12 protein-coding genes are annotated in these 14,321 nt (G+C 64.5%); 6 read left to right on the top strand and 6 right to left on the bottom strand.

Annotation, left to right across the window (positions count from 1 at the left end):
• Nucleotides 1-457: 457 nt before the first annotated feature.
• Nucleotides 458-2,437 carry an alpha-amylase family protein gene (locus tag HV675_RS11310; RefSeq protein ID WP_175110983.1) on the top strand — a complete coding sequence of 660 codons (1,980 nt, stop codon included), beginning with the start codon at nt 458-460 and terminating at the stop codon, nt 2,435-2,437.
• Nucleotides 2,438-2,485: 48 nt separating this feature from the next.
• Here the strand turns inward: HV675_RS11310 and HV675_RS11305 are convergent, their stop codons facing one another.
• Entirely contained in the window at nt 2,486-4,393 is a 1,908-nt protein-coding gene (locus HV675_RS11305; protein ID WP_175110982.1) for a glycoside hydrolase family 35 protein, read from the bottom strand.
• 365 nt (nt 4,394-4,758) lie between these two features.
• Between HV675_RS11305 and HV675_RS11300 the strand changes: the two genes are divergently transcribed.
• Together HV675_RS11300 and HV675_RS11295 are read left to right on the top strand one after the other, a co-directional pair.
• Nucleotides 4,759-5,742, top strand: coding sequence for an alpha/beta fold hydrolase (locus tag HV675_RS11300; protein ID WP_175110981.1), 984 nt, complete (start codon nt 4,759-4,761; stop codon nt 5,740-5,742).
• 130 nt (nt 5,743-5,872) lie between these two features.
• A complete protein-coding gene (locus HV675_RS11295; protein ID WP_175110980.1) occupies nt 5,873-6,118 on the top strand; it encodes a tautomerase family protein in 246 nt (81 codons plus the stop codon).
• Between the two features lie 35 nt (nt 6,119-6,153).
• On the opposite strand, the gene HV675_RS11290 is transcribed toward HV675_RS11295, so the two are convergent.
• Both HV675_RS11290 and HV675_RS11285 read right to left on the bottom strand, forming a co-directional pair.
• On the bottom strand, nt 6,154-6,744 hold the full coding sequence (locus HV675_RS11290; RefSeq protein ID WP_175110979.1) for a BPSL1445 family SYLF domain-containing lipoprotein: 591 nt from the start codon (nt 6,742-6,744) through the stop codon (nt 6,154-6,156).
• A gap of 293 nt (nt 6,745-7,037) precedes the next feature.
• A complete protein-coding gene (locus HV675_RS11285) occupies nt 7,038-7,877 on the bottom strand; it encodes an aldo/keto reductase (protein ID WP_246270188.1) in 840 nt (279 codons plus the stop codon).
• Between the two features lie 216 nt (nt 7,878-8,093).
• Between HV675_RS11285 and HV675_RS11280 the strand changes: the two genes are divergently transcribed.
• Complete coding sequence (locus tag HV675_RS11280) at nt 8,094-9,065, top strand: LysR family transcriptional regulator (RefSeq protein WP_175111013.1); 972 nt, start codon at nt 8,094-8,096, stop codon at nt 9,063-9,065.
• A 180-nt stretch (nt 9,066-9,245) separates the two neighbouring features.
• On the opposite strand, the gene HV675_RS11275 is transcribed toward HV675_RS11280, so the two are convergent.
• Nucleotides 9,246-9,605, bottom strand: coding sequence for a hypothetical protein (locus HV675_RS11275; RefSeq protein ID WP_175110978.1), 360 nt, complete (start codon nt 9,603-9,605; stop codon nt 9,246-9,248).
• A 390-nt stretch (nt 9,606-9,995) separates the two neighbouring features.
• Nucleotides 9,996-10,307: an alpha/beta hydrolase family protein gene (locus tag HV675_RS11270; RefSeq protein WP_175110977.1), complete on the bottom strand. Its 312-nt coding sequence runs from the start codon at nt 10,305-10,307 to the stop codon at nt 9,996-9,998.
• A 339-nt stretch (nt 10,308-10,646) separates the two neighbouring features.
• On the opposite strand from HV675_RS11270, the gene HV675_RS11265 reads away from it, so the two are divergent.
• Nucleotides 10,647-11,957, top strand: a complete 1,311-nt coding sequence (locus HV675_RS11265; RefSeq protein WP_175111012.1) for an MFS transporter — start codon at nt 10,647-10,649, stop codon at nt 11,955-11,957.
• A gap of 38 nt (nt 11,958-11,995) precedes the next feature.
• Complete coding sequence (locus HV675_RS11260) at nt 11,996-12,433, top strand: nuclear transport factor 2 family protein (protein ID WP_175110976.1); 438 nt, start codon at nt 11,996-11,998, stop codon at nt 12,431-12,433.
• 196 nt (nt 12,434-12,629) lie between these two features.
• Here HV675_RS11260 and HV675_RS11255 read toward each other — a convergent pair whose 3' ends face one another.
• Nucleotides 12,630-14,144 (bottom strand): FAD/NAD(P)-binding protein, encoded by a 1,515-nt coding sequence (locus tag HV675_RS11255; RefSeq protein WP_175110975.1) that lies wholly within the window; start codon nt 14,142-14,144, stop codon nt 12,630-12,632.
• Nucleotides 14,145-14,321: the final 177 nt, after the last annotated feature.

Below are 14,321 nucleotides of genomic sequence, written 5' to 3'. Positions count from 1 at the left end.
GGTGCAGCTTCAGCAGTGCTCCGGCGGCCGGCCGGTGTGGGCAGGCGCGCCCGCGGGTTCTCCGGTGCGCCGGCACTTTTGCGTAGTGCAGACGATTCCGGTCGTCGCCGCCGCGCGGCAATCCTCATTCGACGTTGAGCCTCGTCGATATTACGGATCGTCATCGGGTGTCGACAGAATGTCAGCCATGTTAAATATTCGGCCGTTCGCTGAACAGTCGCCAGAATGGGATGCATTCGTGCAGATCTGGAATGATCGATCGTGCGATGGCGAGGTGGCGCAGCCCGCGTTGGCGGCGCGAAAGCGCGCCGCCTCGTCGCGGCGATCCGGTCGTGCCGCCCCGTGCCAAAGCGAATCGCCCGATTCACGCTGCCGCGACAGTGGCAACATACCGGTACGCATCGTTCGTTGCCGCACTCACCATCGTTTGCCTTCACCCTCATCGTTCGCCTTCGCCATGCCGCCTACGCCCAAGCCCACTGCCCTCGCCGACCCGGGACCACCGGCCCTGCGGATTCACGGCCCACGCCACACATTCGGCAACGCGGCGATCGCATTGCGCTGGGAGGTGAACGACGAGCGGCTCAACGGATTCACGTTGATCGATCATGTTCATGCGCGCACGCTGCGGATCACCACGCCGTTTGCGCTGACGTTTGCCGACGGCCGCACGCTGCAGGTTGCCGATCTTTTGCTCGACGCGCCATTGCATACCGAGACGCTCGCCGCGCGGGCGAGCGCGCCGCGCCGCGCGGAAACGGTGGCAGGCGTGCGTATCGTGGCGGCGCTGCACGACGCGCAGCGCAGCGTGCGCATTGTGTGGAGTGTCGAACAATGCGAAGGCGCACCGTATTTGCGCATCGCACTGGCGATAACCGCGCTGCAGAATGCGCTGCACGTCGTGGCCGTTTCGCTGCTCGACACACAGGCGATGGGTGCGCGCGCAACCGGTTCGCTCGATGGCCTGCCCGTGAGCGCGGGCAACGTCTATTTCGGCTGCGAACACCCGCTCGCGCAAATCGAATGGCGCCGCGCGTCGAACACCGTATGCTTCACCGTCAAGCGCGCGTTGCCTGTCGAACCGGGCAAGACGGTTGTCTCGTCGGCCGTCGCCGGCATCGCGCGCGATGGCCAGTTGCGCCGCGACTTCGCGTTCTATCTCGAGCGCGAACGCGCGCACCCGTCGCGCGCGTTTCTGCACTACAACTCGTGGTACGACATCGGCTACCTGACGCGCTATACGCAAGCCCAGGCGCTCGAGCGGATCGATGCGATCGGTCGCGCGTTGCACGACACGCGCGGCGTGCAACTGGATGGCTATCTGTTCGACGACGGCTGGGACGATTACAGCGGCCACTGGCGTTTCAGCGACGCGTTTCCGGACGGTTTCGAGCCGCTGCGCGACGCGGCCGCGCGCTACGGTGCGGCGCCGGGCATCTGGCTCTCGCCATGGGGCGGCTACGGGCCGCCACGCGAGGAGCGCGTCGCGCGTGGCGCAGCGGCCGGGTACGAGACGGTGGACAACGGTTTCGCGCTGTCCGGCGCGAACTACTATCGCCGTTTTCATCAGGTGACGCTCGACCTGTTGCGCCGGCATGGCATCGGTCATTTCAAATTCGACGGCACCGGCAATGCGGACCGCGTGGTCCCGGGCAGCCGCTTCGACAGCGACTGGGAAGCCGCCATCGAACTGATCGCCGATATCCGCCGCGAAGCGCCGCACGTGCTGATCAACCTGTCGACCGGCACGTTGCCGTCGCCGTTCTGGCTGCGCCATGCGGATACGATCTGGCGCGGCGGCGCCGACCACGGCTTTGCGGGCGCGGGCAGCGACCGCGAGCGCTGGATCACGTATCGCGATGCGCAGGTCTATCGCAACGTGGTGGCGCCGAGCCCGCTCTTTCCGCTGAATTCGCTGATGCTGCACGGCGTGATCTGCGCGCAGGAAGTCCCGCGGCTGCAAGCAAGCGGCGGCGATGATTTCATTCACGAAGTGCGCTCGTTTTTCGGCGGCGGCACGCAATTGCAGGAGCTCTACCTCACACCGTCGCTGCTCGGCGCGCGCGCGTGGGACACGCTTGCCGCCGCGGCGAACTGGGCGCGCGGCGCGGCGAGCGTGCTGCGCGACAGTCATTGGATAGGCGGCGCGCCGGACGAACTCGACGTCTACGGCTGGGCGGCGTGGTCGCCAAAGCAGGCGATCATCACGCTGCGCAATCCCGATCACCGCGCGCGCCGTGCGGTGATCGACCTGCGTACGCAGCTGGAATTGCCCACCGCCGCGACGGCGCGTTTCGCGGTCCATACGCGGTGGGCCGACCGCGCCCGTTCGCCCGCAATCACGCAGCTCGACGCTGACCAGCCGCAAACCCTCGAGCTTGCGCCATTCGAAGTGTTGACGCTGGAGTTGCAGCCGATAAATGCGGCCGCCCGATGAGCCTCGCCATCCTGACGGCTCATACCGTTTCAGATTCCAACGCGGATTTCAAACCAGCGTGCGCACCAGTTCGACAGGTTGCGGATCGGTCTGGTGCAGATCGAAGATCGTCACGACATTCTCGCCGACGTTGAGCCACGGCGCCGGGCAAAACAGCCGGAACTGCGGTCCGATCTGCCAGTAGCGCCCGAGATTGCGGCCATTGACCCAGACCATGCCTTTGGTCCAGCCGCGCATGTCGAGATAGGTGTCGCCGCTTGTGTCGAGTTGAAAATGCGCACGGAAGAACAGGCCGCTTCGATGCGGATTCGAGCAGACGCCGCGCAGATTCGCGATAAACGCTTCGTCCATCGGCAGCGGAAAAACGTCCCAGCCGGCGAGCGTGCGTCGCGTGCCGGCTGCGTCGCGCAGCACGACATCGCCGACGATGCCCTTGCGGTCGAGCATCGCATCGCCGGCCCCGTAGTTGACGCGCCCCATTCCCTCCACGAGGATGTCCAGCACCACGTCGGCGTCCGCGCTGGAAGCTGCTGCCGCGCGCGGGGCCGACGGCATCAACGGCAGCGGCACGCGATGCGCGACGTTCAACGGCTGCGCAAGCCGGGCGGGCACGGGTGCGCGCGACACAGCGCCCACGTAATGCTCGTCGACAAACACCGTCGCGTAGTCGCGCACGCAATCGGGCTCGAGCGCGGCATCGAGCAGGCCGCGCGGATCGGCGCCGCGCACCGTATGCCGGTAAAGCGCGAAACCGAACGCCTGCCCGGCCTGTTCGAAGGTCGGCGGGTCGACGCTTCGCGTAGCCGGCCCCGCCGCGGGCAGATTGTCCCAGATCGAAGCGAACACGCGCGGCTGCAACGCGGCGCGCCCGCGGCGTTCGATGGTCGGCGGCGGCGGCGGAATCTCGGGCAATGGCGCCGGCAGATAGCGCGCGATGATGTTCCGATACCGGATGAACTTCGACGTTGCGACGCCCTGTTCGCTGATCGGCGCCGCATAGTCGTAGCTCGTGATATCGGGCTGGTAATCGCCGCTTGCCGGATCGAGGTTCGCGCCCGCATGAAAGCCGAAGCTCGTGCCGCCGTGCGCAACGTACAGGTTGAACGACAGCGCGCGCTGCATCAGCGCGTCGAGCGTGCCGGACAGGTCGACCGCCGTGCCTTGCAGCGCGGCGTCGCCCCAATGCGTGAGCCACCCCGGATACACTTCGCCGGCCAGCACCGGCACGCCGGGAAATTCGCGCCGCGCCGCATCGATCTGCGCGGCGTCGCCGTTGCTGAGCGCAATTGCACCGCCCGCGACGGTGGTCCGGTTCTGCCGCAACTGCGCGAGCCCGTCTTCGGTATAAAACGGCCCGGTAATGCCGCACGCGAGCCACACCTGACGAATCTCCTCGAGATAAGCGGGGTTGCATGCATACGAGCCGAACTCGTTTTCGATCTGGATCATCAGAATCGGGCCGCCCTCGGCAGCCATCAGCGGTGCGACGCGCGTGGCGAGCGCGCGAATATAGCGAGTCGCGGCCGCCATGTAGCGCGGCTCGCTTGCCGAGTCGGTACGCAGTCGCATGTCCGGCTCGCAGAGCAGGTATGACGGCAAGCCGCCGAGATCCCATTCGGCGCACACGTAGGGCCCCGGCCGCAGCAGCACCCATAGGCGCTCCGCTGCGCAGGCGCGGATGAACGCTGCGATGTCGCGATTGCCGCTATGGAAATCGAAAACAGCGTCGAAGGCGGCGTCGGAATCAGCATTGAAAGCCCCCCCGCCCGTCTCGTGATAATTCCACATCACGTATAGCGCGATCGTATTCATGCCCATCGCTTTCGCCATGCGGATGCGATGCGTCCAGTATTGCGCCGGGATGCGCGCGGGATGCATCTCCGCGCTGCGGATCTGAAACGGCTGCCCGTCGAGCAGAAATTGCGCGCCGTCGGCAGAGAATGAAAAGATCGGCATCGGATCCTCGCTATGCGTTTTGCATGACAGCCGTGAGCCATGCAACCAACTGAATGCGAATGATCGATAAAGCCGAGTCGCATCGTTCGATGCCGACGCGGTCGCGTCGCGCGCGCCTTTTCACCGTCGGCTGAATGCAGCGTGGGCCGAACCCTATTCTGCGGCCGTTGACACAACGTGTGTGCAGCCTTCGAGCCACGTTCGCCGCACTGTGCCTGGCTGCGGGTAACCCGCGCTTGACTGTGCGTTGCCTGTCGCAGCGCACGGACAGGCCCCGGAATAAGCCCGCGCACTCCGGTGTTTTCCGAAACACGCTAATGACGATTCAAGCGCAAACGCAATCCGGATCCGGAGGAGCACACGCCATGTCGGAACTCATTCATCGCACCGTCAACGCGAACGGTATCAACATTCACGTCGTCGAGCAGGGCGACGGGCCAGCCGTGCTGCTTTGCCACGGCTTTCCGGAAAGCTGGTATTCGTGGCGGCATCAGATTCCCGTACTCGCGCAAGAAGGCTTTCGCGCGATTGCCGTCGATATGCGCGGCTACGGCCGCACGGATCGTCCGCATGAAATCGAGCAGTACACGATGCTGCATCTGGTCGGCGACATGATCGGCGTGCTCGACGCGCTCGACGTCGGCAAGGCGGTGATCGTCGGGCACGACTGGGGCGCGCCGGTCGCATGGCATGCGGCACTGCTGCGGCCGGACCGTTTCTCGGGCGTGGTCGCGCTGAGCGTGCCGTTCCGGCCGCGCGCGAAGGTGCATCCGTCGACACGGTTTCCGCGCAACGATGACGCGATGTTCTATCAGTTGTACTTCCAGCAGCCGGGCGTCGCGGAGGGCGAGCTCGAACGCGACGTGCGCCGCTTCGTGCGTAACGTGCTGTGCACGCTGAGCGGCGACAAGCAGGAAACGCCTGGCGACAGCGGCAAGCCGCTGCGCTTCGACATGGTGCCCCGCGTGGGCGGTCTCGCGGCAGTGCTACCGGACCCGCCCAGACTGCCGCCGTGGCTCAGCGAAGAGGACATCGACTACTACGCCGAGCAGTTTTCGCATACCGGCTTTCGCGGCGGCCTGAACTGGTACCGGAACATCGATCGCAATCAGGAGCTGCTCGCGCCGTTCGACGGCTTGCAGATCACCGTGCCGGCGCTCTTTATCGCGGGCGAGCGCGACCTCGTGCTGCACTTCGACGGCATGAGCGAAGTGCTCGTGACGCTCGCGCAGCGCGTGCCGCTGCTGCGCCGTTCGCTGATCCTGCCCGGCTGCGGCCACTGGACCCAGCAGGAGCGGCCCAACCAGGTGAACGCGGCGTTGATCGAGTTTCTCGACGAGCTCGGCTGAGCACGCGCGACACGCATCACGCAACAGCCACTGCACCACGCATTGCGCAGGTTGCCGGAGCCGCCCGCGTCGGGCTCCGGCATGTTCTCGTTTTATCCGACGCCAGCCACCCGCAACGAGGAGTCATACGATGCCGCTCATCACCGTCAAAGGAATCGAAGGCGTGTTTTCGCCTGAACAGAAGCGTCTGCTGATCAAAAAACTGACCGATGCGATGGTCGAAGTCGAAGGCGAAAAGATGCGGCCGATCACGTGGGTGATTTTCGAGGACGTGAAGTCCGGCGACTGGGGCATGGCCGGCAATGCACTCACGCTCGAGGACGCGCGCGCTGTGCAATCAGGCGCCGTCGCGGTGCGCGACGCGATCGGCGCGTAAAGGCCTGGTGTGAAGGCCTGATGAACACCACGTGATCAGATAATCAGCCGGGAAATTTTCGAGCCTTCGAGCGATACGCCGGCCATCAGGCCGGCGTTCGTCATCACGATCGCCTCGACCGGGCTCATTGCCGTCGACGTATCGACATTGCCGTTCGCGCCGATCTTCACCAGCGCGACCGTCGCATCGACGCCGGCGGCCCAGCCCTGACTGTGAACGAAATCGTCGAGCGCGGCTTGCGTCATGAAGAGCAGGATCACCGCTTTCGACTGCGCGCCGATCTGCAGGCCGAACGACGCGGCCGCGATGCTGTAGTAGCCGTTCGTCTGCGTGCCGACGCGCAATGCGCCTTGCCCGTACTGGCCGCCGATCCAGAAGCCGGCCGCGATGACCGACGGGAACACGAGCACGCCTTGCGCCTTGCCGACCAGCTCGCGCGAGCCATGCACGGTCTCGTACAGCCGGGTCATGGTCGCGTCGATATCCGCGTCGATGGTCCGGCGCCGCCCGGCGTTCGCGTCGGGTGAACCTTCCGATGAAGGCGGCGTGGTCGTGCATGCAGCAAGCGCGAGCGCGCCCGATGCGGCAAGCACAGGAGTGACAGCGATAAACCGACGACGATGCATGCGCCCTTTCCTCCGATGACACGGATTAACCGGCAGCCCGCTGGTCGTGCCGACTGCTGATCAAAGACCAGCTCGCGGGCGCCGGGTTCAAATTACCGTGCACGTTACTTGAAGGGCGTCGTTCAAAGCAAGCTTTACTATGCGTGGCGCCGTCGTCATGCTTCGACGTCCCGACGCCGCACACAGTCGCCTTTAGCCGGTCGGCATGGCCACGCGCTGCTGCCGGACACTGTTGTCAGGCGCAGTTTTCAGGCGCAGTTTTCAGGCGCAGTTTTCAAACGCAGTTGTCAAAATCACGCGTCCCATTCGGGCGCGCAGGGCGGCGACACATAGCGCTGGTCTTTCGGCAGCGCGGCGATCGCGCGCCGGTCTTCGTCATCGAGGCGAACCTTCAGCGCGCCGAGATTCGACTGCTGACTCTCCTTGCGCCGCGCTTTCGGGATCGCCATGACGCCGTCCTGATCGAGCAGCCACGCGAGCGCGATTTGCGCGGCGCTCGCGTCATGCTTTGCGCCGATCTTCGCGAGCACCGGGTCGCTGGCCGCGCGGCCCTGCGCGAGCGGCGCGTAGGCGACAAGCGGAATGCCCTTGGGCCGCAGGTAGCCGAGCAGGCCGGCCTGCGACAGGAACGGGTGATATTCGACCTGCACGCACGCGAGCGGCGCGCGTACGTCGTCGAGCGCAGTCTTCAGCATCGGCAGCGTGAAGTTGCAGACGCCGATCGCACGCGTGCGCCCTTCTTCCCGCAGCTTCTGCATCGTTTCGAGCAACGCGGGCAGGTTCATGTCCGGCGCCGGCCAGTGCACCATAAACAGATCGACGTAATCGAGCCGCAAGCGTTGCAGGCTGCTGTCGAACGAGCGTCGCAGCGCGTCCGGCTGCAGGCTGTCGTGCCACGCCTTGGTGGTGATATGCAGCGTGTCGCGCGCGAGGCCCGCGCTCGCGAGCGCGGCGCCGACCGCCTCTTCGTTCTGATACATCGTCGCGGTGTCGATATGGCGGTAGCCGAGCGCGAGCGCGCTTTCGACGACCGGCTGGCAGTCGGCGCCCGGCATGCGGAACGTGCCGAAGCCCAGACGCGGAATGCGGATGCCTTGTGTCTCGATCGTTTCGATTGTGTCGATGGTGTCCATCGCTGCTCCTTCAGGGTGTCGGAAGCGCGGCACGGCCCGCGCGCTGCGCCCGCATGCGAAGGCGCTGCGCCGTGTGCATCGCAATTCGATACACCGCTGCGGGGCCGGACCGCGGCTTGCGTCACTGTCGCACTTCAGCACCGTTGAATAAAGTACGTACGCTTCATATCAGCGATGATTAAAATCACGAATGCGCATGAAGAGGGCAAACCGTATATGGGATTCGATGGAAAACTGCTGTCGGGGGTGACGGTGCTCGCCGCCGTGGCGGAGACCGGCAGCTTCGTGCGCGCGGGCGATACGCTGGGGCTATCGCCGTCCGGCGTGAGCCGGGCGATCGCGCGGCTCGAGAAACGCATCGGCGTGCGGGTGCTCGACCGCACCACCCGCTCGCAAACCCTGACCGACGAAGGCCGGCGGCTCTATGAAGCGGCCGGCCCGCATCTGATCGGTATCGAGGAAGCGGCAATTGCGGCGTCCGGCGCGGCGAACGCGGTGCGCGGCAAGCTGCGCGTCAATATCGATCCGTTCTTTTCGCGCACGGTGCTGGCCGCGCGCTTGCCGGAGCTGCTGCGCCGTTATCCGGAGCTGTCGCTCGACCTGATCATGCGCGATGCGGCCGGTGATCTGGTCGCGGACGGTTTCGACCTCGCGATCCGTTTCGGACCGCCGCCCACGGGCACGTTAGTCGCGCGCAAGCTGCTCGATACGCGCGTGCTCACGGTTGCGGCGCCCGCTTATCTGGCCCGGCGCGGCGTGCCGGAACGCCCTGAAGAAGTCGAACAGCACGAGCGGATTCTGTTCTACAACCCGGTGACCGCCAAGCCGTTCGAATGGATGTTCCAGCGCAACCGGCAAGTGATCGAGATACCGGCAACCGGGCGCCTGCTGGTGTCGGATGTCGATACGATGCTCGGCAGTTGCACGGCCGGCGCCGGCATCGCGCAGATCATGGACCTCGGTGTCGAACATCTGATGTCGGCGGGTGCGCTTGCCGAGATTCTGACCGACTGGCAGGACGAGCGCTTTCCGTTGTACGCGCTCTATCCGTCAAGGCGTCATCAGGCGGCGAAGGTCAGTGCGTTTATCGACTTCTGCCTGGAAATGCTGGCGCCCGCTCTTGCGCCGCGCACGCGTGTGCGCAAGGATGCACCGCGGCCGGCGGCGGTGGCGTCACGCAAGCGCTGAAGATGGTTGCTTGGGCAACGAGTGACGGATGTTGAAGCGGAGCGAAAGGCCGTTCGTTGTGACGCGGGGCCGTTGGGTGCAGCGAAGCGGAATGGCGAAAGGGTCAGCGGCGGCTTGCGACCGGCAGGGGCCGCTCAAGGATGAGGCGGGGAATGCGGTGATGCGGTAACTCGCACACCATCAAACCGACGCGGTCTCTTTCTTCTTCTGAGCGCCCGCGTGTTGGGTTTCGGTCTTGCCATCCGCCGCGACGGGCGCATGTGCCCGTTCGCGCAGATCCTGCTCGACGCCGGCACGAATCTCCGCTTCGACGAGCGGCGCCTGCGCGACACGCAGTTCCTGCTCGGCCAGCACCGCGGCACGCCGCTGTGCTTCTTCATCGACATGCGTATCGCCGCCTGTATATAGACTCGCGAGCACCTCAGGCGTCGTGTGATATTGCAGCGCGAGCCATGCGACGCCCGGTGAGAGTTCACGCCAGAAGCAGACGAACACCAGCAGCACGGCAAGCAATGAGAACGCGATGACGGTCATAGACATGGCGAAATCCGAACCACCGAAAGTTGTGCGTCGGTTAGAGGCGATGGGGCGTTATGTCGCGCCGCCCTCAACACTTTTAACGCTTGACGATGATGGATATTCCGCGTGTCCGGATCACGCCTGCGGGCCGCAAAGGGCCAGCAGGCAAAGCGCTGGTGAGCCAAGCTGCGGCGCACTTTCGCAATTGACGAATTGGCGTTCTCTTAATGGCAACTGTGATGCGTTGGGACACGCGTATCGCGATGGCGCGTCGTCATGCAACAGCACGCTCGCTCGGTGGACAGCGAAGCGCGCTGCAGAAAAACGCATTGGCGAAGTGCCCTACGTCTAGCCGTCAATTGACGACTGCTGTTCGGTCTCTGCTATTCGGTCTCTGGTAATCGATCTCGGCTAACCGACCAGGTTGCGCACGCGTAACCAGTCGAGCACGAGCACGGCAATATCGTCGCTGTTGTCGTCGGCCATCGGCGCGCGGCTGTTGCCCTTGATACCGCGCGCCGGCAAGTCGATCCATTCGGCGTCGCTTCCGGCTGCCGCGAGCGCCTCGCACCAGCGGCGTGATTGCGGCAGCGAATGTACCCAGAACGCCTGCTGGTCGAGATAGTCGCCCCATACGAACAGAGGCGGCACGCCGCGCAGCCGCGCGGCATCGCGGCGCGCCGGGTCCGTCGTGACAATTCGATTGTTCTTGTACGATGACATATATAAGCAAGGCTGTTCAAACAGATGCCCCAAATCGCTCAAATCCGCTGATGCCCCGCCAATACGCGTGATAGACACGGGTTAACCCGCTGATTTCTTTTCCTCGACAACACACGATAATAGCGCTTGTTGTACGATGACTTATCACTTCGAATACAGGAGACATGAGTGGAGCACATCGATCAGGCCAAGCGCTCGCCCACCGGCATACCGTCGGGTCACTCGGCGGGAGCGCCCGCCGCCGGCGCGCAGGCCGCGCTCGCGAGTCTTCGCGAATCCGCCGCCGGGGCGGCCGTGCGCGACCAACGGCGCACGCGGGTGCGCTGGTTCATCCTGTTCATGCTGTTCTTCATCACGACCATCAACTATGCGGACCGCGCGAGCCTGTCGATTGCGGGCAACGCGATGCAGCACGCGCTCGGCCTCACGCCGGTCTCGATGGGCTACATCTTCTCCGCGTTCGCGTGGGCCTATGTGATCGGCCAGTTGCCGGGCGGCCGCCTGCTCGACCGCTTCGGCACCAAGCGCGTGTATGCGTTCAGCCTGCTCGCGTGGTCGATCTTCACGCTGTCGCAGGGGCTGGTCGCGGGTCTCGCCGCCGGCGCGGCCGTCACCGTGATGTTCGCGCTGCGCTTCGCGATGGGCCTCGCCGAAGCGCCCGCGTTTCCCGGCAACAGCCGTCTGACGTCGTCGTGGTTCCCGAGCGCCGAGCGCGGCACCGCTGCCGCCATCTTCAACGCGGCGCAGTATTTCGCCGCCGTGTTGTTCACGCCGATCATGGGCTGGATCGTGCACCGGTTCGGCTGGCCGTATGTGTTCGTCGCAATGGGCGCGCTCGGCATCGTGATGACCGGCGTCTGGCTGAAATCCGTGTACGCGCCGAAGGACCATCCGCGCGTAAACGACGCCGAGCTGCGCTATATCGAGGCAGGCGGCGCGCTGGTCGATCTGGAAACGCGCGAAACCCAGGGCAGCGCGGCTGCAGTGCGCGCGAACCAGCCCGCCAAAGTGCCGATGGGCGCATCGATTCGCGAAATGCTCGGCAGCCGCATGCTGCTCGGCATTTTTATCGCGCAGTACTGCATCAACGCACTCACCTACTTCTTTCTCACGTGGTTTCCGATTTACCTCGTCCAGCAACGTCATATGTCGATCTTGAAGGCGGGCTTCGTCGCCTCGATTCCGGCGGTATGCGGATTCCTCGGCGGCGTGCTCGGCGGCGTGATTTCCGATGCGCTCATCAAGCGCGGCCATAGTGCGAGCTTCGCGCGCAAGACGCCGATTGTGCTCGGCATGCTGCTGTCGACCTGCATGATCGCGTGCAACTACGTCGATTCAGAGTTCCTCGTGGTCGCGATCATGGCGGCCGCATTTTTCGGCAAAGGTATCGGCGCGCTCGGCTGGGCCGTCGTGTCGGATACCGCGCCGCTCGAAGCAGGCGGCGTGTGCGCATCGCTTTTCAACGCATTCGGCAATGTCGCCGGCATCACGACGCCGATTGTGATCGGATACCTCGTGCAAGGCTCGGGCTCGTTCAATTCGGCGCTGGTGTTTATCGGTGCAAACGCGGTGGTCGCGGTGCTCTGCTATCTGTTCGTGGTCGGCGACATCAAGCGGATGGTGCTGACCCGCTCGGTCGCGGCGCATTGAGCCCAGCACGCCGTTCAATCGCAAACAAGGAAAGGACGATGACGATGATAAAAAAACTGTTGATGGTGGTCGCAGCCGGACTCGCGTGCCCGGGCGCATGGGCAAGCACAGCCGACGAAAGTGCGGTGAACGACGCGATGAACCGCCTGTCAGCCGCGATGATCGCCGGCAACGCGCAGCAGATGAAAACGCTGACCGCCGACACGCTCACCTACGGCCATTCGAGCGGCAAGGTGCAGAACCAGGCGGAGTTTATCGATACGATCGCCAGCGGCCAGACGCGCTACAAGCGGATCGATCTGACGCAGACGGTGACGACTGTGACGGGCGGCGACGCGGTGATCCGCGATCACTTCAACGGCACGACCGAGTCGGCCGGCAAGCTCGCCGAGGTCGACTTCGACGTGCTGACGGTGTGGCAGAAGCAGAACGACGGCGCGTGGAAACTGCTTGCGCGGCAGGGTTACAAGCACTGACTTCAAGCGGCGCTTGCCGCGACCCGCGGCGCCATACCGCGGGTCGCGAGCCGGTGGCCCCACCCGGCATCGAACCGGCACACCGTTTACTTCGCGATACTGAAAATTGCGATCCGCACGCCCGTGAGCCGCTCGCCGCTGCCGCGTGTCCCAACGCGCCCAGGCACACCGGCCTCCTCCGTTCCGCCCACCCGCTTTAGGCAGGGCTTGCCTCACGGACCGCGTGCTGACCGTTCCCTGCAAGTGCTGCCGCGACCCGCTCCGCTTGCGCCGCCACCACGAACAGCGCGTTCGGCATGGGCACCCGCGCATGCGCAGGCGGCCCGATGAACCAGATGGACGTCGCGCCCGGCAAGCGGGACGAATCGGCCCTCAGTTCACGCGAGACACCGACCGCAGCTTTCGCCCCTTCACCGTTCTCGCTTATTTCCAGCTCGCCGGCGTCATTCACGACGAACTGCGGAAGGTGGAATCCGGCCGCAAGCACGAGCGCGTCAAAGCGTTGCGGGCCGTCGCCCCAATCCACGCGCCAGGGCGCACGTTCGTTCCTCAATACGTCCACACAAATCAATCGGCCCTTGTTGACGGTCAGCCTGCCCTCATCGATCAGGCTCATCAGTTTTTTCGCATTGGGTAGCGCAACGGCCGTCAGATAACGTTCGATGCTTTCAGCGAACGCGGGGTGAAATCCGCCGTCGAAACGCGGCTCGCTTCGTGTATAGGTCGCGTTGACTTTCTCAACCAGGTCGACAAGCAGATCCTGCCATCGATTCTGCCCTCGTTCGGCAAGGGCGATCTCGTCTCGCAGTCTCGCGTCATAGTGTTCCGAAGCCGCGAAGTGCTTGCGCCACGACTTCCCCACATAGCCGCAGAGCTGACGCGCGACGTACTTCAGGTACGCATGTTTGAGTGCCGCCGGGTACGTCGTGGCGGTGCCCGGCTTCCAGCGCGTGAGAAGCGCTTCGAGGGACGCCTGTTCAAGCTGATATCGCTCGTTGCGAAGCGAGTTGGCGCGCACCGCGGGCAACGTACCGGACGGCGACACCATCGCGACCCGATGCTGTTCGCGGCCAAGCAGAACAGCCGTATCGATCGCCGAAAGCCTGCTGCCGACCACCAGTACCCTGGAGTCGGCCGGAATGCGCTTCAGCATGTCTCTTTCGGGGTACGGACAGCCAATCAATGTGCGATGCCCCGCGTGACACTTCAGCGGCTCGGGAACGCGCGGAGCGCCGAAACCGGTACAGAAGACGACGGCGCTCACCGTGATCGAGCGGGTCATCACGGTGTCGCTCAGCTTCAGCGAGTAAGCACGCTCGTCGATTACGCGCAGCGACTGGAACCGATAAGGCAAGTCGATCACGTCGATGCCATATTGGGCGGCGATCCCGGTGTATTCGCGAAAGCGGTCGGTCAGGTACTCGCCTACCCACGCGCGCGGAGCGAAAGTTTCCGGCATCGCGTGGCGCCCCTTCGCTCGAAGATAGTCGAGAAAATCGTCGGGGTTGTCCTGAATCACCGACATGATCGCAACCGACGTATTGCAGAGCAGATCCTCGTCAAGACTGCCGAACACAATGCCGGCGCCGATGGGCCGAGGTTCGATGATATAAATCGTTTTTGCCGCGCGACGCCTGACCATCGCGATAAACGTCGCGACGCCTGCTGCGCCGCCGCCCACTATTGCCAGAGTTCTGCTTTGAGTCATCATTTCACTTCGCTGCCATTTCCGGATTGCTGAGAAACACGGTGTGCCGAGCGATGGCTTCAATGCCATCGTGATTCGGCGTACCGGTCGTGCGCCCGACTTGCAGCACAACCGTCGGGGGCCACGATAGTGGCGAGCATGTGAAGCCGTATTGAACAATCCTGCGGCGCGGCGTCCGTT

Origin of the sequence: Paraburkholderia solisilvae, assembly GCF_902859875.1 — a bacterium.
Classification (GTDB): Bacteria; Pseudomonadota; Gammaproteobacteria; order Burkholderiales; family Burkholderiaceae; genus Paraburkholderia; species Paraburkholderia solisilvae.
Note: the sequence above shows the minus strand (reverse complement) of the source record. Positions and strands in the feature narration are given on the sequence as shown.